Source organism: Paraburkholderia silviterrae (assembly GCF_004353915.1).
In the GTDB taxonomy this organism is placed as follows: domain Bacteria; phylum Pseudomonadota; class Gammaproteobacteria; order Burkholderiales; family Burkholderiaceae; genus Paraburkholderia; species Paraburkholderia silviterrae.
The window spans coordinates 34,529-58,138 of record NZ_SMRP01000036.1; the positions used below are offsets into that span (position 1 = coordinate 34,529).

Consider the following 23,610-nt stretch of genomic DNA (forward strand, 5'->3'; position numbering starts at 1 on the left):
CCGAGCGGAGGACTAATAGATCATGCCAAACGCCCCTTTGAACGCTCTGCTACCCGACGCGCTGCTTATGGCCGGTACCGTCGTTGCGTGGCTCAACGACACGTTCACCGGTCCTTCGGGCCGGCGCACGACCTATTTCATCGCGCTGCTGACGGCGCTCGCAGCCGGCATCTGGTTCGCGGTAATCGCGTTCGATCCACACGTGTACTACTACTTCACGCGCATGTACGTGGTGGACGCGTTCGCGAGCGCCATGAAGGCGGTGGTCACGCTCGGCTACGCGGTCACGATCGTGTACTCGCGCAAGTACCTCGAAGACCGGGACATGTTCAGGGGCGAGTTCTTCCTGCTTGGCATGTTCTCGTTGCTCGGCCAGATCGTGATGATCTCGGGCAACAACTTCCTTACGCTGTACCTTGGCCTCGAGCTGATGTCGCTCTCGCTCTACGCGGTCATCGCACTGCGCCGTGACGCGACGCAGTCGAACGAAGCGGCCATGAAGTACTACGTGCTGGGCGCGCTGGCATCGGGCTTCCTGCTCTACGGCATCTCCATGCTGTACGGCGCGACCGGCTCGCTCGACTTGGGCGACGTGTTCAAGGCCGTGGCTTCGGGCCACATCAACGACATCGTCCTGTTGTTCGGCGTGGTGTTCATCGTCGCGGGCGTGGCGTTCAAGATGGGCGCGGTGCCGTTCCACATGTGGGTGCCCGACGTCTATCAGGGCGCGCCTACGGCCATGACGCTGCTCACCGGCGGCGGACCGAAGGTCGCGGCGTTTGCGTGGGCCGTGCGCTTCCTCGTCATGGGTCTGCTGCCGCTCGCCGTGGACTGGCAGGAAATGCTGATCATCCTGGCCGCGCTCTCGATGATCGTCGGCAACATCACGGGTATCGTCCAGCGCAACGTCAAGCGCATGCTCGCGTACTCGGCCATCTCGAACATGGGCTTCGTGCTGCTCGGCCTGCTCGCCGGCATCGTCGATAACAAGGCGACCGGTGCGGCCAGCGCGTACAGCTCGGCGATGTTCTACAGCATCGTCTACCTGATTACGACGCTTGGCGCGTTCGGCGTGGTCATGCTGCTCGCCCGCCGCGACTTCGAGGCGGAAACGCTCGACGACTTCAAGGGCCTGAACCAGCGCAGCCCGGTGTTCGCATTCGTCATGATGCTCATGATGTTCTCGCTCGCCGGCATTCCGCCGACGGTCGGCTTCTACGCGAAGCTCGCCGTGCTCGAAGCGACCATGAACGCCGGCCTCACGTGGCTTGCCGTGCTTGCCGTCATTACGTCGCTGTTCGGCGCGTTCTACTACCTGCGCATCGTCAAGCTGATGTACTTCGATGCGCCGCAGGACACCGCACCGATCGAGGGCCACGCATTCAACCGTGCGCTGCTGACGGTCAACGGCGTGGCTGTGCTGGTGCTCGGCATCATCCCGGGGCCGCTGATGTCGCTCTGCCTGCAGGCCGTCTCGCATACGCTGCCGCTGTAATGTCGGCAGCAGGGTGGTTTATCGTGTTGTTGGCGCTCGCGGGCGCCAACTTGCCGTTTCTCAATCAACGGTTGTTCGGCATCGTGCCGTTGCCGCTGCGTGCACCGAAGAAGAGCGCGTGGATTCGCATTGCCGAAATGATCGTGCTGTATTTTGTGGTCGGTGCGTTCGGCTTCATGCTGGAGGCGCGCGCCGGCAACCGCTTTGACCAGGGCTGGCAGTTCTACGCCATCACGTTCAGTCTCTTTGTCGTGTTCGCGTTTCCTGGCTTCACCTGGCAATATCTCTTCAAACGCCGTCCGGCGTGATGCATACGCCTCGTCCTCGACGAGGCGTATGCCATTCGATCACATCGCGGCTTTCCCGCGACTTCTCCGTACAGGCGCTCCCCAGAGGTAGAACATGGCTGCTGAACATCAAAAACACGACCCGGCACTCGCCGAGACGTGTGTGGAGAGCACGACGCTCCACGCAGGCAAATTCCTTACGCTCAAATGCGACACGGTCGCCTTGCCGGATGGCAAGCACGCAACGCGCGAGTACGTCCAGCATCCGGGCGCGGTGATGGTGATTCCGCTCTTCGACGACGGCCGCGTGCTGATGGAGCGCCAATACCGCTATCCGCTTTCGCGCGTGATGACCGAATTTCCGGCTGGCAAGCTCGATCCGCAGGAAGGCGCGCTGGCCTGCGCGATCCGCGAACTGAAGGAAGAGACGGGCTATACGGCGCGCGAGTACATCTATCTCGCGCAGATCCATCCGGTGATCTCGTACTCGACCGAATTCATCGACATTTACCTTGCGCGCGGCTTGACTTCCGGCGAGGCGAAGCTCGACGAAGGCGAGTTCCTCGAGACCTTCACGGCGACACTGCCCGAGCTGCTCGAGTGGGTGCGTACCGGCAAGATCACCGACGTGAAGACGATTATCGGCACGTTCTGGCTCGAAAAGGCGCTCTCCGGCGCCTGGCCGCTCGCACAACCCGAGCGGGGCTGAACACCGCGGTGCGGCACTGCGGCGATGGTCGCGGGAAAAAGTGCCGGATCAGAGAAGCAGCGCATTGAAATACGGCGGCCCGCGAGGCCGCCGTATTCACTTGGGGCGTGGCATTTTTGCGTCGAGCGGCCAGCGGCGTGCGGCGCTACAATCGACCACCGGCTAGTCGGCCGTCCGGTGCCACGGTGGCGCTCGAAAACCAGCTGCCGAGCCCATCAAAAAATTTACGAACGGTCGTTCACAAATTTCCGTTTTGCGATACACTCAACGCAAGCCTCGATTCCCATGAAGGTCCTCGATTTACAGTGCCCAGACGGCCATCGGTTTGAAGGCTGGTTCGCTTCCGCTGACGACTTCGAGTCGCAGCTTTCGCGCAAGCTGGTCGAATGCCCGATGTGCGGCGCCACTAATGTGAGCCGCGTGCCGTCCGCGCCCCGACTGAATCTGTCGGGTGCGAGCGAAGCGCAGTCCACTGCCGGTCAGGCGTCACAGGCCGGCCAGATGGCACAGGCAGCGGCGCAATGGCAGGCGCATGCCATGCGCGTGATGCGCGAGGTCCTGGAGAAGACTGAGAACGTAGGCGACCGTTTCGCCGAGGAGGCGCGGCGCATTCACTACAACGAAGCGCCGGCGCGCAACATCCGCGGAGTGGCATCCGCGGAAGATGCGCAAGCTCTCGTCGAAGAAGGCATCGATGTGATGCCGCTGCCGGTTCCGGCCGCGTTGAAGGGTCCGCTGCAATAACGCCAGGCGGGTCTTCGTTGCGGCTTGGGTTCGTTCCCAACCAGCCGCGGCCAGGAGACAAACCCGCATGGATCTCGATTACACCCCCACCGACGACGCGTTTCGCGCCGAAGTCCGCGCCTGGCTCGAGGCCAATCTGCCTCAAGCCGTGCGCGAGAAAGTTCTCAATCACAAACGCCTCAGCCGCGACGACATCGCCGGCTGGCACAAGCTGCTCGGTCAGCGCGGCTGGTCGGCGCCTGCCTGGCCGACCGAATATGGCGGCCCCGGCTGGAGCGAAACGCAACGCCACATCTGGGACGAGGAGTGCGGCCGCATTGGCGCGCCGCCGGTCTTGCCGTTCGGCGTTTCGATGGTCGCGCCGGTGATCATGAAGTACGGCAACGAGGCGCAAAAGCGCCGCTACTTGCCGCGCATCCTTTCCGGCGAAGACTGGTGGTGCCAGGGCTATTCCGAGCCGGGCTCGGGCTCGGATCTCGCCTCGCTGCGCACGCGTGCCGTTCGTGAAGGCGACCACTATGTGGTGAACGGCCAGAAGACCTGGACCACGCTCGGCCAGCACGCCGACATGATGTTCTGTCTCGTGCGCACCGACCCCGCCGCCAAGAAGCAGGAGGGCATCTCGTTCCTGCTCATCGACATGAAGACGCCCGGCATCACGGTGCGCCCGATCATCACGCTCGACGAAGACCACGAGGTCAACGAGGTGTTCCTCGAGGACGTGAAGGTGCCGCTCGAGAACCTCGTCGGCGAAGAAAACCGTGGCTGGACCTACGCGAAATATCTGCTCGGCCATGAGCGCACGGGCATCGCCCGCGTGGGCGCGTCCAAGCGCGAGCTCGAGTTCCTCAAGCATGTCGCACTCGAACAGAAGAAGCACGGCAAGCCGCTTCTGCTCGATCCGGTTTTCGCGGCGCGCGTGGCCGCAGTCGAAATCGAGCTGATGGCGCTCGAGGTGACGGCCGAGCGCGTGATCGCGAGCAGCGGCCACGGTCGCGGTCCCGGGCCTGAGGCGTCGATGCTCAAGATCAAGGGCACCGAAATCCAGCAGGCGCTCACCGAGCTGATGGTCGATGCGGTCGGCCCGCTTGCCGCGCCGTTCGATCCGGCATTCCTCGAGGGCGAGCGCGCACACGCGGCCGGTGGCGACGACGATGCAGCACCGCTCGCGGCTTACTACTTCAACTATCGCAAGACGTCGATTTACGGCGGGTCGAACGAAATCCAGAAGAACATCATCGCGCAGATGATTCTGGGGATTTGAGGAGCGACGCAATGGACTTCAATTTCACCGAAGAGCAACAGCAACTCGCCGACGCGCTGCGTCGCTATCTCGACAAGAATTACGGCTTCGAAGCGCGCCAGGCGATCGTGAAGACGCCTGAGGGCGTATCGGGCGAACACTGGAAGGCGTTCGTCGAGCTCGGGCTCACCGCGCTGCCGGTGCCGGCGGAGCAGGGCGGCTTCGACGGCTCGCCGTTCGACATGCTCGTGGTCATGCAGGAGCTGGGCCGCGCACTCGTGATCGAGCCGTACTGGGCGAGCGCGGTGGGCGTCGAGGCGCTCAAGCTCGCGGGGGCGGATAGCGCCGAAAACGCGCAACTGCTCGAGCGCGTGGCGGTGGGCGAGATCAAGCTCGCCGTGGCGTTTCACGAGCCCCAGGCACGCTACGACCTGTTCGCGCTCGAAACGCTCGCAAAGGAAACTGGCGACGGCTTCGCGCTCACGGGCAGCAAGTCGGTCGTGCAGCACGGCGCGCAAGCGGACTACTGGATCGTGCCGGCGCGCCTCGCGGGCGAAGTCGCGCTGTTCGTGGTGGCGCGCGATGCGAAGGGCGTCGAGGTGAGCGACTACCGCACGATCGACGGCCAGCGCGCCGCCACGCTCAAGTTCGACGGTGCGCACGCGCGCCGTCTTGGCGATGCGGGTGCGGCCACGTGGGAGCAGATCGCCGATTACGCCACCTTCCTGCTGTGCGCGGAAGCCGTGGGCGCCATCGACGCGCTCAATCACGCGAGCGTCGAGTACACGAAGACGCGCCAGCAGTTCGGCGTGCCGATTGCACGCTTCCAGGCGCTCCAGCACCGTATGGCCGAGATGCTGATCCATGGCGAGCAGGCTCGTTCGCTCACGTACCTTGCGGCTGCGCGCTACAGTGGCGCTTCGCCCGATGAGCGGCGCCGCGCCATCTCGGCGGCCAAGGTGCGCGTGGGGCAGGCGGCGCGCTATGTCGGCCAGCAGGCCGTGCAGTTGCACGGCGGCATGGGTGTGACCAACGAAGTCGCGGCGGCACACCTGTTCAAGCGTCTCGCTATCATCGAGACTACGCTCGGAGACGTCGATTACCATCTCGAACGTTTCGCGGCGCTGCCGGGGTTTGCGCAGGCAGCGGCCTGAGGCGCGCGCCGGCAGGTGCGTCCCGCGGCGCGTTGTGAAGCAATTCGAAACGGAGAGTCATCGATGGGAGTGAGTTACGAAGATCTCGAAGTGGGCAAGTCGTATGAAATCGGCTCGCACACGTTCGGGCGCGAAGAGATCGTCCAGTTCGCGAAGCAGTACGATCCGCAGCCGTTTCATTTGAGCGAGGCGGCTGGCGAGGCGTCGCATTTCGGCGGCCTTGTCGCGAGCGGCTGGCATACGTGCTCGGTCATGATGGGCATGCTCGTGCGCAATTTTCTCGATGGCTCCACATCGATGGGCTCGCCCGGCATCGACGAGATCCGCTGGATCAAGCCCGTGCGCGTTGGCGACACGCTCGCGATGACCAACTTCGTCGTGAGCAAGCGCGTTTCGGAGAGCAAGCCGGATCGCGGTATCGTCCAGACGCGCTGGGAAGGCCGCAATCAGCACGGCGAGCTCGTAGTGACGGTGACCTCGAAGGGGCTGTTTGGGCTGGCCCATGCCGGGCTGGCCCATACCGGGCTGCGCCAGCCGGGAGGCGCATCATGAGCGAGGCCGATGTGGTTGAAATTGCAGACGTCGCCGCCTTGCGCGCGCTCGTGGGCGCCGAGCCGTTCGTGAGCGCCTGGCGCGCGGTGAGCGAGGCGAGTGTGCTGGAGTTCGCCGACGCGACCGGCGATCATCAATGGATTCACGTCGACGCGGAGCGTGCGCGGCGCGAGTCGCCGTTCGGCGGCCCGATCGCCCACGGCTTTCTTACGCTCTCGCTCGTGCCGGCGCTGCTCGCGGCAACCGTCACGATGCGCCAGCGCATGGGCGTGAACTATGGGCTCAACCGGGTGCGCTTCACGTCGCCGGTGCCTGTGGGGGCGAGGGTGCGCGCGCGCATCGGTGTGAAGGAAGTGACCGACGTGGAAGGCGGTGGCGCGCAGGTCGTCTGGAACATCGGCATCGAATGCGAGGGCAGCGAGCGGCCCGCGTGCGTGGCCGAATTCATTTCGCGGCACTACTTCTGAATCGCCGCGCGCGTTTGCGCATTCAGAATGTGAGAGGGGCGTCCGGCCAAGAGCCGCACGCCCCTCGTTTATTCCATCTGGCGTCGTTCGTCAGGCGGCCTTCGAGGTGTGCTTCTCGTACTGCGTCGCGCCAAACAGCATCTCCTTCGCCTTCTCGTCCATGAGCGGCTTGCGCGCGTTCGCCAGCACCTCGACGCCGCGCTTGACCGCCGGGCGCGCCGCGATCGCCTCGTGCCAGCGCTTCACGTTGGGCAGCGCATCGAGTTCGATGCCCTGGTTCTGCCAGGATCGCGTCCACGGGAACGCGGCAATATCGGCGATGGTGTAGTCGTCGCCGGCCAGGTACTCGGTCTTTTCGAGCTGCGCCTCCATCACGTTGTAGAGGCGCTTCGCCTCGTTCGTGTAGCGCTTCACGGCGTAGTCGATCTTCTCGGGCGCGTAAATGCGGAAGTGGTGCGCCTGGCCAAGCATGGGGCCAAGGCCGCCCATCTGGAACATCACCCACTGCAGCACGTCGTAGCGCGCAGCGAGGTCTTCGGGCATGAACTTGCCCGTCTTCGCGGCCAGATAGATCAGGATCGCGCCCGACTCGAACAGCGAGAACGGCTTGCCGTCGGCACGCGCCGGGCCTTCGGAGTCCGTGATGGCGGGGATCTTGTTGTTCGGGCTGATATCGAGGAACTCGGGCTTGAACTGGTCGCCGGCCCCGATATCGATGGGATGCACGCGATACTCGAGGCCCGTTTCCTCGAGCATGATATGGACTTTGTGGCCGTTGGGCGTGGCCCAGCTGTAGACGTCGATCATCGTGGCTCCTTGGTACCTGGACGAAGGCGCCGTCCGGTGTTTTCAGATGTTCCGCGGCGCCTGAACTGGCGCAAATTAGCATAGTTCGCCGGGCGGCGCAGAGGGCCCACGAGCGCCCCTGCTGCGCTTGTGGGCTTGTGGCCTGCGACGGGCCCGCAGCGGTGCCGCTCGCTTACGAGCGCGTGACCGGCATCTCCACGCGCGAGGCCGCCGTCGCGTCCGGGTAGCGCGCGAGCTCGAGCTTGGCGATGGCGTTGCGGTGGACCTCGTCGGGGCCGTCGGCGAACCGCAGCGTGCGTGCCTGCGCGTAGGCATAGGCGAGCGGGAAGTCACCGCTCACGCCGCCGCCGCCGTGCACCTGGATCGCCCAGTCGAGCACCTGGCAGGCCATGTTCGGCGCGACCACCTTGATCATTGCGATTTCGCCGCGCGCGCCCTTGTTGCCGACGGTGTCCATCATGTAAGCGGTCTTGAGCGTGAGCAGGCGCGCCTGCTCGATCATGCAGCGCGCTTCTGCAATGCGCTCCTGCGTGACCGTTTGCTGCGCGATGGTCTTGCCGAACGCGGTGCGCGCGAGTGCGCGCTTCGACATGAACTCGAGCGCACGCTCGGCGAGGCCGATCAGGCGCATGCAATGGTGGATGCGGCCCGGCCCGAGGCGCCCCTGGGCGATTTCGAAGCCGCGGCCTTCTCCCAGCAGGATGTTCGACGCCGGCACGCGCACGTTCTCGAGCTTGATCTCCATGTGGCCGTGCGGCGCGTCGTCGTAGCCGAACACCGTGAGCGGGCGCTTGACCGTGATGCCCGCCGCGTCGGCCGGCACGAGGATCATCGACTGCTGTGCATGGCGCGGCGCATCGGGATCGGTCTTGCCCATCACGATATAGACCGCGCAGCGCGGATCGCCCGCGCCCGATGACCACCACTTGGTGCCGTTGATCACATAGTCGTCGCCGTCACGCTCGATGCGCGTCTGGATGTTGGTTGCATCCGATGAGGCGACCTCGGGCTCCGTCATCAGGAAGGCCGAGCGAATCTGGCCTTCCAGCAGCGGTGCCAGCCACTGGCGCTTGTGTTCCTCAGTGCCGTAGCGCTCGATGGTTTCCATGTTGCCGGTGTCCGGCGCGCTGCAGTTGAACACCTCGGGCGCCCAGATCACGCGGCCCATGATCTCGCACAGTGGCGCGTATTCGAGGTTGGTGAGCCCTGCGCCGCGCGTCGAGTCGGGCAGGAACAGGTTCCAGAGGCCCGCTTCGCGCGCCTTCACCTTGAGCTGCTCGACGATCTGCGTGGGCACCCACGGGTTGCCGTTGGCGCGGTTGCGCTCGACTTCTTCGTGATAGACGGTCTCGTTCGGGTAGATGTGTTCGTCGAAGAACGCGAGCAGTTTCTCGCGCAGCGCCTGCACTTTCGGGGAGTAGTCGAAATTCATCCGGGACCTCGCAAATAAAGAGCACTGCGTAAGGATCGAGTGCTGATGGAATGCTGATCGATGCGATGCGATGCGACGCGATGCGGCGCTAGCGCACTTTTTGCGCGTATTGCCAGGCGAGCTCGGCCATGGGCTTCGCGCGCCGCCCCGCGTCGGCCGCCTGGGCGCTCGCGGCCGTGCCGTCGACTACGCGCTTCATGATGCCCTGCAAGATGGCTGCGATGCGGAACATGTTGTAGGCGAGATAGAAGTTCCAGTCGCCGCGGATCTCGAGGCCCGTGCGCTCGCAGTAACGCCGCACGTATTGCTGCTCGTCCGGTATGCCGAGTGTCTTCCAGTCGAGCCCGCCGATGCCGCGGAACTGGCCAGGCTCCACGTGCCAGGCCATGCAGTGGTACGAAAAATCGGCAAGCGGATCGCCAAGCGTCGAGAGCTCCCAGTCGAGCACCGCGAGCACGCGCGGCTCGGTGGGGTGGAAGATCAGGTTGTCGAGGCGGTAGTCGCCGTGCACGACCGAGACGCGCGAGCCAGTGTCATCGGGCAGGTGCTGCGGCAGCCACTCGATCAGGCGGTTCATCGCGTCGATCGACTCCGTTTCCGAAGCCTGATACTGCCGGCTCCAGCGATCGATCTGGCGTGCGAAGTAATTGCCGGGCTTGCCGTAATCGGCGAGGCCGATGGCGTCGGGCTTCACGTTGTGGAGCGCGGCGATCACGCGGTTCATCTCCTCGTAGATCGCGCCGCGCTCCTCGCGCGTCACGCCGGGCAGCGCCTGGTCCCACAGCACGCGGCCCTCGACGAACTCCATCACGTAGAACGCCCGGCCGATCACGGCCTCGTCTTCGCAGAGCGCAAGCATCTTCGCGACGGGCACGTCGGTGGCGCCGAGCGCATCCATCACGCGGTATTCGCGCTCGATCGCGTGCGCCGAGGGCAGCAGCTTCGCCTTCGGGCCGGGCTTTGCGCGCATCACATAGCTGCGCCTGGGCGTGACGAGCTTGAAGGTGGGGTTCGACTGGCCGCCTGCGAACTGCTCGACCGTGAGCGGTCCTTCGAAACCGTCGACTTGCGCGGCGAGCCACGCGGCGAGCGCCCCGGTGTCAAAGCGCTGACGCTCGGCAACGGGGCGCGTGCCCTCGAACGCCGAAAAATCGGTCGAGCTATCGGCGTTCGTTTTGTCTCCATCCGGGTTGGCGTGCGCCATGTTCGTCTCCCTCCTCGTATAGGCTTTGCGTGAGCTAGCGTTGCGGGCGATAGCGCAGATATTGCGCGTACAGCATCTCCATCGTCGTGTTGCGCACGTCGCGGTGCAGTGGCGAGGGCGGCGCGTAGTTGAGCATGCGCACGACCCAGTCGTGGGGCGCTGCGCCCACGTCGAGCGCGTTGATGCAGCCCGTGGTTTGCGCGAGATGGCCGAAGAACATGCGGCCGCCGGCCGTGATCGCGTGCGAGAGAATCGCGCGGTTCACGCCGCCATGGAGGACCAGCAGCGCCGTGTCCCATGACGTGTCGGCGCGCAGTGCGGCGAGCGCGGGCAGCACACGGTCGAGCAGTTCGCCGATGCTCTCGCCGCCGAGAAAGCGCGTCTGTTCGGGCACGACGCCGTCGAAGATGCGCAGAAACGCGTCCTCGACTTGCTCGGGTGGAATCGCGCCGAGGCTGCCACCGCGGATTTCCTCCCACGCAGCCTGCACCTCGAGCTCGATGCGCTGGCCCGTGGCGTCGAGCACGCGCTGCGCGGTTTCGACCGTACGCCGCAGGCCACTCACGATCACGCGGTCAAAGCGCACGCCTTGCTGCGCGAATGCTTCGCCCGCGGCCGTGGCCTGGGTCCGGCCGTGCTCGTTGAGCGGCACGGTGTCGGGATCGATGGCGCGCCCCGAGTCGTCGAAGTAGGTGACGTCGCCGTGGCGCATCAGATAGAGGCGCCGGCGCGAGGGCAACTTGAATTCGCTCATCATTTGTAGACCGGTTGACGTTTTTCGAGGAACGCGGTGATGCCTTCGAGCCCGTCGCGGTGATGCAGCGAGGTCACGAAGCTCTCACGTTCCGCGATGAGCTGGTCGTCGAGCGATTGCATACCTGCCGCGTTCGTCAGCCCCTTGATGCGCGCGGCCGCGTTCGGCGAGATTTTCGCGAGATCGGCGGCCCAGGCGAGCGCCGTATCGAGCGCCGTTTGCGGTTTGGCGACGCGGTTCACGACGCCCAGGTCGGCAAGCCGTTGCGCGCCGATCGGCTTGCCCTCGACCATCACCTCGAACGCGAGCGCGCGCGGCAGCGAGCGTGCGAGGAACCACGAGCCGCCGCCATCGGGTGTGAGCCCCACGCGCGAATAAGCCATCACGAATTTCGCGTCGTCGGCGGCGACCAGCAGGTCGGCGGCGAGCGCGAGCGAGAAGCCCGCGCCCGCGGCGGCGCCCTCGACGGCGGCCATCACGATCTTGCTCGACTGGCGCATCGCGGTGGCCCATTGCGCGAGCATGTCGATGCTGGCGGCCTGCACCGAGGGATCCTTGGAACGGTTTTCGAGCAGACGGTTCAGGTTGCCGCCCGCGCAGAAAAAGTTGTCGGCGCCCGTGAGGATGATCGCGCGCAGCGAGTTATCGCGCTCGGCGGCATCGAATGCCGCGATCGCCGCGGCGTACATGTCGGGGTGCAGCGCGTTGCGTGCGCCGGGGTTCGACAGCGTCAGCACGAGCGTCGATTCGTGGTTTTGCGGGCGGGTGCTGCGGAGTTCGGCGCTCATTGCGGTGCCTCGTTCGATGCGTTGGAAAGACCGGCGTCTGCCGCGTCGGGTTGCGTGAGAGAAATGCCGAGCTGTGCGCGGCGCGCGAGCCACGGCGACGGGCGATAGCGCGGGTCGCCGAGCACCGCGTGGATGTTGCGCAGGATCGTGAGGATCGTGCGTGCACCGAGTGCGTCGCCTAGTGCGAGCGGTCCATGCGGATAGCCGAGGCCGAGCGTCACGGCCAGATCGATGTCGCGCGGCGAGGCGATTTGCTTCTGCGCGATGTCGCAGCCGATGTTCACGATCGTCGCGACGATGCGCTGCGCGACGAAACCCGTGGAATCGCGGATCACAGTGACTGGCACACCGTCGGCGGCGAACAGCGCGTGGCCCGCGTCTCGTGCGGCGCGCGTGGTGGCGGGCGTCGTCATCAGCGTGCGGCGCTTTGTGGCTGCAAGCGGGAACAGCGTGTCGATGGCGACGACGCGGCTCGCGTCGAGCTGCTCTTCGAGCGCGGCGGTGGTGGCGTCGAGGCCGAGCGGCGTAACTACGACGAGCGAATCGGCACCGGGCACGTCGCCTTCGTCGATCGCGACGCCCGCTTTGGCGGCAAGCGCGAGCACAGCCTCGCGCGCTTCGGCATGGCGGCGACTCACCCAAACGCGCGCGGGGAGCGTCGTGGGCGCGGCGGGTTCTTCCGGCACCTGCTGCTTGCCATCGACATAGCGATAGAAGCCTTCGCCGCTCTTGCGGCCGACGAGCCCGCCCGCGAGCCGCACACCGGTGATGGGCGAGGGCGTGAAGCGCGGCTCCTCGTAGAACTGGTGATAGATCGACTCCATCACCGGATGCGAGACATCGAGCGCGGTGAGGTCGAGCAGCTCGAAGGGCCCGAGGCGGAAGCCCGCCTGCTCGCGCATGATGCGGTCGATGTCGGCGAAGCTCGCCACGCCTTCGCCGGCCACGCGCAGTCCTTCGGTATTCATGCCGCGGCCCGCGTGGTTGACGATGAAGCCCGGCATGTCCTTCGCGCGCACCGGCGTGTGGCCCATGCGGCGCGCGAGCGCCATGAGCGCGTCGCCGGCGGCGGGGTCGCTGCGCAGGCCGTCGATCACTTCGACCACCTTCATCAGCGGCACGGGGTTGAAGAAGTGGTAGCCTGCGACGCGCGTGGGGTCGCTGCAGGCGGCGGCGATCGCCGTGATCGACAGCGACGAGGTGTTCGAGGCGAGCAGGCACTTGCCGCTCACCACGGTTTCGAGTTCGCGAAAGAGGATGCACTTGGCGTCCAGGTTCTCGACGATCGCTTCGACCACGAGATCGCAGCCCGCGAGGCCGTCGATCGTATTCACGCCCGTGACGAGCTCGAACGCGGCTTTGGCGTCGGCCTCGCTGAGCTTGCCTTTTGCGGCGAGTTTCGCGAAGGTGTCGGCGAGGTACGCGCTCGCGGCAGCGACCGCCTGCGCGTTGGTATCGTAGAGGCGGACCGCCAGGCCCGACTGGGCGGCGATCTGGGCGATGCCGCGGCCCATTGCGCCGGTCCCGACGATGCCGATTGTCTCAATATTGAAATGATGTGAAGTCATTGGAAGCCTGGCTCCATGATTGGCCTAGAATAGCACGGTCGTACAATTTAATGAAAACGGTTGGGCGGGTTCAATACGGATACCGCCGCTCGCAAGGAGGCGATGAGAATGATCAAGCTGCATGGTTTTGCGCTCTCGAACTACTACAACAAGGTCAAGTTCGTGCTGCTCGAGTATGGCATTCCGTTCGAAGAGGTCGAGGAGAAGCCGAATCAGTCGCCCGAGTTTCTCGCACACTCGCCGCTCGGCAAGGTGCCGTATCTGGAGACGGAGCACGGCGATCTGTGCGAATCGCAGACGATCGTCGAGTATCTGGCCGCGCGCTTTCCCGACAAAGGGATTTTTTCCGCCGACCCGTGGGAAGCGGCGAAGCAGCGTGAGCTGATCATGTTCGTCGACGTGCACCTCGAACTGACGGCACGCAATCTGTATAAGCAGGCGTTCTTCGGCGGCACCGTCACCGACGAGACCAAAGCGCGGACCGAAAAACTCCTCGTCCATCATATCGCCGGCTTCCAGAGGCTCGCAAAATTCGCTCCTTATCTGCGCGGCGAGCGTTTCACAGTGGCCGATACGGCGGGATACGCGAGCCTGCCGCTGGTGGCGCTGGCGACCAGGGCAATCTATGGGCGCGACTTCCTGAGCGACGCGGGCATCGACTGGAAGGGCTACGTGAAGACGATTGAAGAGCGGCCCGCCGCAGCGCGCGTGAGTGCCGACCGTAAGGCGGTGATTGTTAAAGGGATTTGACTGTTGCGTGCGCTACGTCAAAACAGCTGAGAATTATTTGATCATAAGTTGATCAATGACACGTGCGCTGGAGCGGTGATCGCTTTGGGCTGCAACCGCGCACGGTACGATAGTGGATCGTAAGCGTTTTGTCGGCAGTATTCCTGTAAAGCCTCATTGGCCTTCAAAAATCTCGCCGTCCGAAGACGTGAGCGGGTCCGGCGTGCGGCTCAGACCCGGCAAGCAAACGCACTCAGGCTTCGCCGGTCCGCATTACATTGCAAGTCTGTCGCCCTCATCGCGCAATGGAAATCAACGGTGCCCAGTGCACCTGGAAGGGGAAGGCTATGTCTGTTTTGCGGAAATTGGCGGTCCTGGCGGGTGTGCTGTGCTTCGGCGGGCTGTCCGTGCCGGCCTACGCGGGCTGCGATTTCAGCTCGGGAGGCAGTGAGCAGACCATCGTCATGGCGGTGCCTGCTTCATTGACCGTGAGCCGCAACGCGGCCAACGGCACCCTGTACACATCACCCAACGTCTCGCCATCGGGGAGCGCGTACATCACCTGTACAACGTCGTCACCGTCGGGCATCTTGAACAATATCGGCCCCCAGCCTGCAACCGGCGCGAACCAGTATCCGATATACGTCAATGGCAGCGACACGGGACTGGCGTTTCAGTGGATCTACAACGGCACGCCCGCGACTTCCTATGGGACCTACCCATATAGCGGTTCGGGCTCGCCCTACAACACGCCGCATGCTTTCCGTCTGATCAAGACCGGATCGCTCGGCGCCGGAACGGTCATACCGGGTGGCACTGTGATCGCTTACGGCTCCATCGGCGGATTGAACGTGGTCGATATGGTGCTTGCGAGCGACATTGCCATGAAGGCTGCCGCGTGCACTACGCCCGACGTGACGATTCCCCTTGGAGATCACCTGCAATCGGAGTTCACTGGCATCAACTCTTTTTCGTCTTCGACATCCTTCAACGTCGCATTGACCAACTGCCCGGCGGGCATGAAGAGCATCACCTATCGGATCGATCCGACAACTACCGTTCTCATTGCCGCGAAATCCGTGGTGGCGCTCGACGGAAGCTCGACCGCGACAGGCGTCGGCGTGCAGTTGCTCGATGGGGGCGGGGCGGTGTTCCCGCTCAGCGCGGTGAAGACCTTTAGTGGCTACGTCACGAGCACGGGTGGCAGCTATACCATTCCGTTCAGGGCGCGCTATTACCAGACCGCGGCGGCAATCACACCCGGTCCGGCGAATACCTCGATGACCGTGACGATGCAGTATCTGTAATCCCTACAGACGCGCGAGGCGCTCGAGCGCGGTCGCGAGCGTGCTTTCCTGCTTGGCGAAGCAGAACCGCACGACGCCCGATTCGTGCGGCTCGTGATAGAACGCCGACACCGGAATGGCCGCCACGCCGATCTCCGCCGTGAGCCACTTCGAGAATTCGGCTTCCGGCAGGTCGCTGATCGCCGAATAATCCACGCACTGGAAATACGTGCCCTCGCACGGCAGCAGCTTGAAGCGCGAATTCGCGAGGCCGGCGCGGAAGAAGTCGCGCTTGTTCTGATAGAACGCGGGCAACTCCAGGTACGGCTTGGGATCGCGCAGGTATTGCGCGAGACCCATCTGCATCGGCGTGTTCACGGTGAACACGTTGAACTGGTGCACCTTGCGGAATTCGGCAGTGAGTGGCGCGGGCGCCGCCACGTAGCCGATCTTCCAGCCCGTCACGTGAAATGTCTTGCCAAAGCTCGACACGATGAAGCTGCGCGCGGCGAGCTCCGGATAGCGCGCGACGCTCTCGTGTGGCTGGCCGTCGTAGACCATGTGTTCGTAGACTTCGTCGGAGAGGATCAGCACGTTGGTGCCGCGCACGATCTCTTCGAGCTTGCGCATGTCCTCGGCGCGCCAGACCGTGCCCGTGGGGTTGTGCGGCGTATTGATGAGGATCAGGCGCGTTTTCGGCGTGATGGCCGCGGCGAGGCGGTCGAACGGAATCGCATAGTCGGGCGCTTCGAGCGTGACGAACACGGGCTTGCCGCCCGCGAGTTCGATCGACGGCAGATAGCTGTCGTAGGTCGGCTCCACCACGATCACTTCGTCGCCGGGATGGACCGTACAGAGGATCGCCGTGAGCAGCGCCTGGGTGGCGCCCGCCGTCACGGTGATCTCGGTATTGGCGTCGTAGCGCCGGCCGTAGACATTCGCGATCTTCTCCGAGATGGCCTCGCGCAGCGCGGGCACGCCGGCCATCGGCGGGTATTGGTTGTGGCCGTCGCGCATAGCCTGCGCAACCGCGTCGACGATGCGCGAGTCGCAGTTGAAGTCGGGGAAGCCCTGGCCCAGGTTCACTGCGCCCTTTTCCGCGGCGAGCGCGCTCATGACCGTGAAGATCGTCGTGCCGACGTCGGGCAGGCGCGAGGGAAAAGAGGGTGAGAGCAGCGGGGTTTGCGACGGATCTTGCGAGGGATGCGGTGCGTTCATGGCGCTGGCGGAAGGAAATCGGGGGAACGGGAAAGCTTGATTGTAGGCAAATCGTGCGGGCCGCGGGCGCTCGGACCGCACGTAGCCGGGCTTCGGGCGCCAGGGCCGCCGGCCTGCCGGCTACGCGCCCGGCGCTCGGGCCGTGGAGCTAGGCAGCCGAGGTCTCGGCAGCGGCAAGCCCGCATTGCGCGACGAAAGCGTCGGGCGTGCCGATACGAAAGCCGAAATCGCGCGCAATGCGCTTCGCGAGCTTGAGCACCGCACGGTCCTTCGATACGAGCCATGCAGCGCCGCTTGCGCGCGCAAGCTCCAGAAACTTCTGGTCGTCGCGATCGCGGCATTGGGGCAGCGCACGGGCGTCGGCGGGCGGCGCCGGTGGTTCGATCTGTTGCACGAGCGTTGTCAGCGCGGCAAGCGCAGCTGCTTTGTCGGTGCCGCGGCCCTGGAATTGCGGGTAGTCCAGCACGTGCGCGAGCTCGGCGTGGCAGCGCGAGTCGATCAGCGCCGCGAGCGCGCCGCGTTCGAGCGCGGCACGAATGGGGCGCGTATGCGGATCGTCGAACACGAGAATGTCGAGCCACACGTTCGAGTCGAGCACCACGGTGAGCGCATCTTGCGCGGGTGTCGCGCGGGAATCGGCAGGGGCGTTGTCTGGGGGCGTAAAACCGGTCATTCGTGAATTCGCTACAATCGGGCTTTCGCCTTTGAATATCGGCACTCTGGTGCCTGCAAGCCTCTATGATAATCGTTCTGTCGCCGGCCAAATCGCTCGACTATGACACGCCGGCGCACATCGAAACCCACACGATCCCCGATTTCGTCGACGACGCAGCCGAGCTGATCGACGGCCTGCGCCGTCTTTCGCCCCAGCAGATCGGCACGCTCATGAGCATCTCAGACCCGCTCGCGCGCCTGAACTTCCAGCGCTACGCCGACTGGTCGCAGCACTTTAGCCAAACCAACGCGAAGCAGGCCGTGCTCGCGTTCAACGGCGACGTGTACGAGGGCTTTGACGCGAAATCGCTGACCCACGCCGATCTCGACTACGCGCAACAGCACGTGCGCGTGCTTTCGGGCCTGTACGGCGTGCTGCGCCCGCTCGATCTGCTGCAGCCGTATCGGCTGGAAATGGGCACGCGCTTCGAAAATGCGCGCGGCAAGGACCTGTACGCTTTCTGGGGTGAGCGCATCACGCACGCGCTCAACGCGCAACTCGCACTCAACCACGAAAAAGCGATGAAGGGTGCGCGCGTGCTGGTGAACTGCGCATCGAACGAGTACTTCAAGGCCGTGAAGCCGAAGCAGCTCGCGGCGCCCATCATCACGCCCGTCTTCGAAGACTGGAAGGGCGGCCGCTACAAGATCATCAGTTTCCACGCGAAGCGTGCGCGCGGCTTGATGGCGCGCTATGCGGTCGAGAACCGCATAGCCGAGCCCGAGGCGCTCAAGGCCTTCGATACCGAAGGCTACGCGTTCGATGCAGAGGCATCGAACGATTCGACCTATGTATTCCGCCGGCGCCTGGCCGATTAAGCGGCGCTTGTGCCGCACGTGCCGCGCGTGCCGTGCGGATTGCTGACCCAGCGAAGGACACCAACATGACGATTTCCATTTCCAGCCATTTCGACGCAGGCGCGATCGAAGTGCTCTCGTGCGAGCAAGCCGACGACATCCGTCTGCGCGTGCGCGCCGACAATCAATCCGATTTCGCGCAGTGGTTCTATTTCCGCCTCACGGGCGGGCGCGGAGAGCGTTGCGTGATGACATTCGAGAACGCCTCGGCATGCGCATTCCCCGAGGGCTGGCGCGACTACCAGGCCGCGGCGAGCTACGACCGCGTGAACTGGTTCCGCGTGCCGACCTCTTACGACGGCAAGGCGCTCACCATCGACCATACGCCCGACTTCGACAGCATCTACTACGCGTATTTCGAGCCGTACAGCGAGGAGCGCCATTCCGAATTTCTCGGCGCGCTGCAGCAGCTGCCGCATGCGACGCTCAGCGAACTCGGCCAGACGGTCGAGGGGCGGCCGATGACGCTGCTCTCGCTCGGCATGCCGGGCGACACCACGCCCGAAGGCCAGCCCAAGAAGACGGTCTGGATCATCGCGCGCCAGCATCCGGGCGAGTCGATGGCCGAGTGGTTCGTCGAAGGGCTCGTGAAGCGTCTGGCAGGCTGGGGCGACTGGGCAGGCGATCCGGTCGCGCGCAAGCTGCTCGACCGCGTCATTTTTCATATCGTGCCGAACATGAACCCGGACGGCAGCGTGCACGGCAACCTGCGCACCAACGCGGCGGGCGCGAACCTGAACCGCGAATGGATGCAACCGGATGCGCAGCGCAGTCCCGAGGTGCTCGTCGTGCGCGACGCGATCGAGGCAACCGGCTGCGATTTGTTCTTCGACATCCACGGTGACGAGACGCTGCCGTATGTGTTCGTGGCGGGCTCGGAGATGCTGCCGGGCTTCACCGAGCAGCAGCGCACCGAGCAGACGGCGTTCATCGAAGCGTTCAAGATTGCGAGCCCGGATTTCCAGGACAAGCATGGCTACGAAGCGAGCCGCTATCGTGAGGACGCGCTCAAGCTCGCGTCGAAGTACATCGGGCATCGCTACGGCTGCCTGTCGCTCACGCTCGAAATGCCGTTCAAGGACAACGCGAACCTGCCCGACGAGCGTGTGGGCTGGAACGGCGAGCGCAGCGCGGCGCTGGGCGCCGCGATGCTGCAAGCCATCTTGCGCCACGTCGAAACGTTCGCCTGACGCAAAGCCGCGGGCCTTTGCGGCGACGGCATGAAAAAGGGGGAAGCGGTGTGAGCCGCTTCCCCCTTTGTCATGTGTGCCGCATTCCGCGTGTGCGGCACCATGGCGTCATTGCGTCGTCGACTTCTTTTTCGTAGTCGTCTTCTTTGCCGTTGAATTCGTTGTCGACCTGGTCGTTGCTTTGGCCGTCGACTTGGTGCCGCTCTTCGTGCTCGCCGCCGAAGACTTGTGGCTCGATTTGCCCGAAGTTGCCTTCTTGTGGCCCTTGCCGCTGCCTTTCTTCGACTTCGCGCCGTGCTTGCCGCTCACATGGGCCGTGGTACCTCCCGTCGTGGCGCGAGGCTCGCTGCGCGCACGCAATGGCGGCACCGGATCGTTCCACGTGAACGCGAGGATCTGCTGGCCCACGTAGCCGCAGCGGAACTTCAGATCGTACGGCGCGTGGCTACTGTCCTTCGGAATGCCGATGCCATCGACGGTGACGATCGTGTCGACCTTCACGCGCTGTTTGCCTTCGTCGAACGAGTCGTTCCAGGGCGTCACGGTGGCATGCGCGCTATCGAAGGAGCTGGGCGGAAACTCGACATGATCGAGCGCATCCGACGTGCTCGCGATGAAGTTGCCATGCGCGGCGCAACTGGCGACCAGCGGATCGGCATGCATCTGGGCAACGAAGGTGTTGGCGAGATCGCCTTGCTTGCTGGCAAGATCTGCTGGCTGATCAATCTGATCGATCGGGTCGACCTGATCGGCTTGTGCGGGCGGCGTGCAAATGAATGTGAGGCTCACGGCGCAGGCAGCCAGTCGGCCAAATACAGTCAGCAACTGGCGAGATGCGTTGTTGCGGTCCATCTGATTATTCTGGGTGAGGGGTGGGACGTCAGGCACCGTAAGATGCTGCGTCGCATGGATGAGTTCCAGTGCCGAACAAATATTTCGCGCAGCCAGATGGCGGGATCGTTTTCTGGCAAGGCTGGCGGGTATGCTGCGGCTTGTGGCCGCGGCATGCTCTGGCGCCGGGTCATTCTAGCGCACGGCTACTGCGTGGCGACCGAGGAAACAGTCGACTATGCGTCACCCACACGTGTCGCGCGCCAAGGGCCGCTCAGGTGCGCGGACCGCCCAGCCGATAGCGCCGCACGTCATAGGTCGTGACCCATGCGGGGCGATAGACAGCGATCAGCGCCGTAGCCATGCCAGTAAACCAGGCCTCACCGGACGCCAGCAGGAACACGCTGAAGGCATAGCCCGCAGGCACGGTGAGCATTGATCCCCCGTTGATCGCGACGTGGGTGCCGAGTGCCAGATAGGCTGCCGCGCAGACTGCGATGGCGGGTGATACGAAGCCCTGGCCGACGATGAACATGAAGAGATTGCGGGGCAGCCACGCAGCGCAAGCGCGCTGCAGCAATGCCGAGACTGCCACCGGAAAGGCACCGAACACGAGGAAGGTGAGTGCGACGCCGTCCCACGGCGCGTCGAAGACTACGGCGGCCAGCGCAACGACCACCGCCATGGCGATGAGCGCGAGCCCCCAATCGAATAGTGTGACCACGAGGGTGGCGCCGAGCAGATGCAGCACGGTGCCGTCCTCGAGCCACGCATTGCTCGCCCACAGCACGGAGACGGCCACGATGATGGCGAGCCACACGTGCTGGAGCGTCGCGTCTTGCAGACGCTTGAAGGGGTTGTTCCACAACGCGAGCGCGAGCAGGCCCCCGGCTGCAATCCATGCACCGACGATGACCCACAGCGGAAGCGGCGTATACAGGAACCCCATATGCTTCATATTACTCGTTGGAACGCAAAAGGTGTGCGCAGCTGGGCGGCACTTCCTGTTCTTCGCTGTTCGAGTCGGCTTCGGCGCGTGGCGCAACTGGGGCTGGCGCCGCGCCGCCGTAGGGCACGGTGGGCTCCGCGGCGATCGGTAGTGCCTCCGCAGTGTCGTCTTGTCGCAACGGATAGCGGAAGGACCGCTCATCACGCGAGCGTAGAGGCACCTGACCATGTTCGCCGTACGCCGGCTTCGGCGCGCTCTCACGACGCGTGCGCAGGACTTGTAGCTGATTGGCCAGCAAGCCGTTGTAGATCGCCACGGCAGCGGCACGGTTGGGGGCGCCGAGTTGTTGGAAGATGCTCGCCAGATGGACTTTGACTGTGCCCTCGCTGATGCCGAGCGCCCGGGCGATCATCTTGTTTGTGCTGCCCATGTGGACGCAGCGGAGGATCTGCTCTTGGCGCGGCGAAAGGCTCACCTTGAGGTGGGCCTTGGATATATGCGCGGCGCTCTTGCCGTTGCGACGCTGAGGCACCGGCCACGAACCCGGCGGGCAGAACGATGGACCGAATACGTCGGCGGGCAGATGATCGCCACCGAGCAGGATGAGCTCGAGCAGCTTGACGATGAGGATCGAGTCGGTGGTGCGCCGGATGATGCCGCGTGCACCCTCGGAAAGCACCGCGCGTACCGCGTGGGGCGGCTCGGTGCGGTCTACGAGTACGGCGACGGGCAGCGTCTGATGCCGGTTCGCGAAATTGCGCAGCTCGCCCGGACGGATGCCGTCGTGCCAGTCGATCACAAGCAGGTTCGGTGTGAAGCGCTGCATCGCGCGTTCGGCGCTGCGCCAGTCCGGCGCGTCGTTAAAGCGCGCGCGCCGGTCGATTTGTCGTAACAGCGCCTTGAGCCCCTCGCGCCGTTCGGCGTCCGGATTGAATACCGCAAACCGCATAGCCAAGCCCTCCTGTTGTAAACGGCCCCTCTCGAAATGTTGTGCGGTGCATGCCTTGCACACGCTGCGTTAAACCGGGCCAACAGCACCATGATGACAAAAAGCTTGCGTCGTGGCGGCCTGTCCAGATGGCGTAGGACGTAGGGCAAAAAAAAGCCCCGCACTGAGGCGGGGCAGGGTAGGAATAAGCCGTGTTGCTTAGTGGAAATGTGGCTGAACGGGCTCAGCATCTTCCGGCATTTCGGCGTGAACAATCTCACCGAGTGGGTCCGCATAAAGTGGCACGCCACAATCGTCGCAATACTCCGGCTCGAAACGGCCGGCATGGCGACGGATATCGGTGATGCCCGATTCCTTCAGCAGTGCGACGATCTCTTCGAGCGGGCCGGTGCCGGCATTTTCCTCGGATGGCTCTTCGTCGATCTCGGCCTCGCCGTTCTCGCGGCCATAGAGCGGCCAGACTACGCCATACAGCACGTCATTGCTGCCGCGTTTCGTGAAGGCGACACGGTATTCGTCGATGCGTCGTTCGCCGAAGCCCGCGACCACGGCGCGCAGGTCCTGGGCGCTCGCACCAATCGTGTCGAGCAGGTAGCGCACCGCGGTGCGGATGGTGTGGGGGCGCACACGCTCGTCGGCGTCGCGGCAGGCCGAATAGTAGGCGTCCGGCAGCAGGCATTCGAACTCGCAACCGGGCATGACGATGGCGAGATTGGCGCCGCCTTGCGCAGCCCATTGTTCGAGGCACTGGCCACGCTCGATGCGAGTACCGTGCTCCTCTTCCTGCCAGCGGAAAAGTGGCGCGCCGACCGGTGCGGCGACCACGGCCAGCAGAAAGCGTGGATCGGCGAGGATTGGCGAAGTCTCAGGGAACTCGCCCCCGCTGATTTTTGCTACGGTGCCGCTCAGTGCGGCCTGCGAAAGCTGCTGTGCAAGCCGCCAGGTCTCGACGTGATGGCGCGGGAGCTGGTCGATGCTATAGAGATAGGGTGCCATCGCGACGCGCGCGCCGTTCGCTAGCACGTGTGCCTGGAGATGCGTGCGCAGGGCATCCGACGCGTCCGTCTTCAGCGGCCCCGACGGAATGACATAGCGGGTCCAGGCAAGCACGGGTGCGGCGACGAGTAGCGCTTCGTATTGCGCGCCGTCGTGCTCGACGACGAACGACTCGCTGTGGGTCTCGGCCATATCGGCGAGCGCACCGTAGGCGTCCGGGTGGTTTTGCTGCAGATGATCGAGCGCGGCGTCGAGCGTAGTCTGGTTGCCGTTGCGCACGACCTTCGCTAGCAGCGTGTCGAGCTTGGCCTCCCAGAAGCGGTCTTCAGTGCGGCTGCCCGAAGCGAACAGGGCGAGCGACAGGCCGACGAGCTTGTCGGCATCGGGAGGGAGGCGTTTGGCGATTCGCGAGCGCATAAATCCGTCAGTTGGGATGCAGAGAACCTCATATTCTAGTCTGTTCCGCGCGGGCCATCGGTTTGCCCTACAGAGCGGCCAAAGGAGAGTGTACGGGGCGGCGGCTTGGCGCATCGCCTCACGCGTTGGAAAAGCCGTTGTTCGGTGCGTCGGCGCCTATGCGTAGTATTGCGCGACGGCCGTATCTGGGGGACTGACGAGGGACGGTTAAAAACCCCCTTGCCAGATGACATCCCTGTGACTAGAATTCAGTCCCTTCGCTTCCTGCA

24 protein-coding genes are annotated in these 23,610 nt (G+C 64.5%); 12 read left to right on the forward strand and 12 right to left on the reverse strand.

Translation table 11 applies throughout. The features are described from left to right. The first annotated feature begins 22 nt into the window (after positions 1-22). From nuoN to EYW47_RS35980, 8 genes are all read left to right on the forward strand, one after another. The gene (gene nuoN, locus EYW47_RS35945; RefSeq protein ID WP_133199560.1) at positions 23-1,495 is read left to right on the forward strand and encodes an NADH-quinone oxidoreductase subunit NuoN; all 1,473 of its coding nucleotides are present in this window, start codon (positions 23-25) and stop codon (positions 1,493-1,495) included. Beyond that, positions 1,495-1,803: a DUF2818 family protein gene (locus EYW47_RS35950; RefSeq protein ID WP_028218506.1), complete on the forward strand. Its 309-nt coding sequence runs from the start codon at positions 1,495-1,497 to the stop codon at positions 1,801-1,803. Before nuoN ends, EYW47_RS35950 begins: the two co-directional genes overlap by 1 nt. Positions 1,804-1,897: 94 nt before the next feature. Further along, complete coding sequence (locus EYW47_RS35955) at positions 1,898-2,491, forward strand: NUDIX domain-containing protein (RefSeq protein ID WP_133199561.1); 594 nt, start codon at positions 1,898-1,900, stop codon at positions 2,489-2,491. 285 nt (positions 2,492-2,776) lie between these two features. Continuing rightward, positions 2,777-3,235 carry a DUF1178 family protein gene (locus EYW47_RS35960; protein ID WP_133199582.1) on the forward strand — a complete coding sequence of 153 codons (459 nt, stop codon included), beginning with the start codon at positions 2,777-2,779 and terminating at the stop codon, positions 3,233-3,235. Positions 3,236-3,302: 67 nt separating this feature from the next. Next, the gene (locus tag EYW47_RS35965) at positions 3,303-4,499 is read left to right on the forward strand and encodes an acyl-CoA dehydrogenase family protein (protein WP_133199562.1); all 1,197 of its coding nucleotides are present in this window, start codon (positions 3,303-3,305) and stop codon (positions 4,497-4,499) included. An 11-nt stretch (positions 4,500-4,510) separates the two neighbouring features. Continuing rightward, positions 4,511-5,632: an acyl-CoA dehydrogenase family protein gene (locus tag EYW47_RS35970; RefSeq protein ID WP_133199563.1), complete on the forward strand. Its 1,122-nt coding sequence runs from the start codon at positions 4,511-4,513 to the stop codon at positions 5,630-5,632. Between the two features lie 63 nt (positions 5,633-5,695). Next, positions 5,696-6,184 carry a MaoC family dehydratase gene (locus EYW47_RS35975; protein WP_133199564.1) on the forward strand — a complete coding sequence of 163 codons (489 nt, stop codon included), beginning with the start codon at positions 5,696-5,698 and terminating at the stop codon, positions 6,182-6,184. Continuing rightward, entirely contained in the window at positions 6,181-6,651 is a 471-nt protein-coding gene (locus tag EYW47_RS35980) for a MaoC family dehydratase (RefSeq protein WP_133199565.1), read from the forward strand. The genes EYW47_RS35975 and EYW47_RS35980 overlap by 4 nt, the downstream gene beginning before the upstream one ends. A 90-nt stretch (positions 6,652-6,741) precedes the next feature. Here the strand turns inward: EYW47_RS35980 and EYW47_RS35985 are convergent, their stop codons facing one another. From EYW47_RS35985 to EYW47_RS36010, 6 genes are all read right to left on the reverse strand, one after another. Further along, positions 6,742-7,458, reverse strand: coding sequence for a glutathione binding-like protein (locus EYW47_RS35985; protein WP_133199566.1), 717 nt, complete (start codon positions 7,456-7,458; stop codon positions 6,742-6,744). A gap of 172 nt (positions 7,459-7,630) precedes the next feature. Further along, positions 7,631-8,890, reverse strand: a complete 1,260-nt coding sequence (locus tag EYW47_RS35990) for an acyl-CoA dehydrogenase family protein (protein ID WP_133199567.1) — start codon at positions 8,888-8,890, stop codon at positions 7,631-7,633. Positions 8,891-8,978: 88 nt separating this feature from the next. Beyond that, positions 8,979-10,094 (reverse strand): phosphotransferase, encoded by a 1,116-nt coding sequence (locus tag EYW47_RS35995; protein ID WP_133199568.1) that lies wholly within the window; start codon positions 10,092-10,094, stop codon positions 8,979-8,981. A gap of 34 nt (positions 10,095-10,128) precedes the next feature. After that, on the reverse strand, positions 10,129-10,848 hold the full coding sequence (locus EYW47_RS36000; RefSeq protein WP_133199569.1) for a histidine phosphatase family protein: 720 nt from the start codon (positions 10,846-10,848) through the stop codon (positions 10,129-10,131). Next, on the reverse strand, positions 10,848-11,636 hold the full coding sequence (locus tag EYW47_RS36005; RefSeq protein ID WP_133199570.1) for an oxepin-CoA hydrolase, alternative type: 789 nt from the start codon (positions 11,634-11,636) through the stop codon (positions 10,848-10,850). Before EYW47_RS36005 ends, EYW47_RS36000 begins: the two co-directional genes overlap by 1 nt. Beyond that, the gene (locus EYW47_RS36010) at positions 11,633-13,204 is read right to left on the reverse strand and encodes a 3-hydroxyacyl-CoA dehydrogenase (protein WP_133199571.1); all 1,572 of its coding nucleotides are present in this window, start codon (positions 13,202-13,204) and stop codon (positions 11,633-11,635) included. Before EYW47_RS36010 ends, EYW47_RS36005 begins: the two co-directional genes overlap by 4 nt. 108 nt (positions 13,205-13,312) lie before the next feature. Between EYW47_RS36010 and EYW47_RS36015 the strand changes: the two genes are divergently transcribed. Both EYW47_RS36015 and EYW47_RS41475 read left to right on the forward strand, forming a co-directional pair. Further along, positions 13,313-13,954, forward strand: a complete 642-nt coding sequence (locus EYW47_RS36015) for a glutathione S-transferase family protein (RefSeq protein ID WP_133199572.1) — start codon at positions 13,313-13,315, stop codon at positions 13,952-13,954. A gap of 284 nt (positions 13,955-14,238) precedes the next feature. Then, the gene (locus tag EYW47_RS41475) at positions 14,239-15,240 is read left to right on the forward strand and encodes a fimbrial protein (protein ID WP_205710213.1); all 1,002 of its coding nucleotides are present in this window, start codon (positions 14,239-14,241) and stop codon (positions 15,238-15,240) included. 3 nt (positions 15,241-15,243) lie between these two features. Here the strand turns inward: EYW47_RS41475 and EYW47_RS36025 are convergent, their stop codons facing one another. Together EYW47_RS36025 and EYW47_RS36030 are read right to left on the reverse strand one after the other, a co-directional pair. After that, complete coding sequence (locus tag EYW47_RS36025) at positions 15,244-16,437, reverse strand: pyridoxal phosphate-dependent aminotransferase (protein WP_133199573.1); 1,194 nt, start codon at positions 16,435-16,437, stop codon at positions 15,244-15,246. A 148-nt stretch (positions 16,438-16,585) separates the two neighbouring features. Continuing rightward, positions 16,586-17,110, reverse strand: a complete 525-nt coding sequence (locus tag EYW47_RS36030; RefSeq protein WP_133199574.1) for a putative toxin-antitoxin system toxin component, PIN family — start codon at positions 17,108-17,110, stop codon at positions 16,586-16,588. A 65-nt stretch (positions 17,111-17,175) separates the two neighbouring features. Here EYW47_RS36030 and yaaA point away from each other — a divergent pair, with 65 nt between their 5' ends. Continuing rightward, positions 17,176-17,970, forward strand: a complete 795-nt coding sequence (gene yaaA, locus EYW47_RS36035; RefSeq protein WP_133199575.1) for a peroxide stress protein YaaA — start codon at positions 17,176-17,178, stop codon at positions 17,968-17,970. A gap of 65 nt (positions 17,971-18,035) precedes the next feature. Next, positions 18,036-19,199 (forward strand): M14 family metallopeptidase, encoded by a 1,164-nt coding sequence (locus tag EYW47_RS36040; protein ID WP_133199576.1) that lies wholly within the window; start codon positions 18,036-18,038, stop codon positions 19,197-19,199. Positions 19,200-19,307: 108 nt separating this feature from the next. On the opposite strand, the gene EYW47_RS36045 is transcribed toward EYW47_RS36040, so the two are convergent. The 4 genes from EYW47_RS36045 to EYW47_RS36060 all read right to left on the reverse strand — a co-directional run bounded on the left by EYW47_RS36045 (position 19,308) and on the right by EYW47_RS36060 (position 23,341). Next, on the reverse strand, positions 19,308-20,051 hold the full coding sequence (locus tag EYW47_RS36045; protein ID WP_133199577.1) for a BspC domain-containing protein: 744 nt from the start codon (positions 20,049-20,051) through the stop codon (positions 19,308-19,310). 253 nt (positions 20,052-20,304) lie between these two features. Further along, entirely contained in the window at positions 20,305-20,979 is a 675-nt protein-coding gene (locus EYW47_RS36050) for an energy-coupling factor ABC transporter permease (protein WP_133199584.1), read from the reverse strand. Between the two features lie 10 nt (positions 20,980-20,989). Beyond that, the gene (locus EYW47_RS36055) at positions 20,990-21,928 is read right to left on the reverse strand and encodes a LuxR family transcriptional regulator (protein ID WP_133199578.1); all 939 of its coding nucleotides are present in this window, start codon (positions 21,926-21,928) and stop codon (positions 20,990-20,992) included. A gap of 198 nt (positions 21,929-22,126) precedes the next feature. Further along, complete coding sequence (locus EYW47_RS36060; protein ID WP_133199579.1) at positions 22,127-23,341, reverse strand: DUF2863 family protein; 1,215 nt, start codon at positions 23,339-23,341, stop codon at positions 22,127-22,129. Between the last annotated feature and the right edge of the window lie 269 nt (positions 23,342-23,610).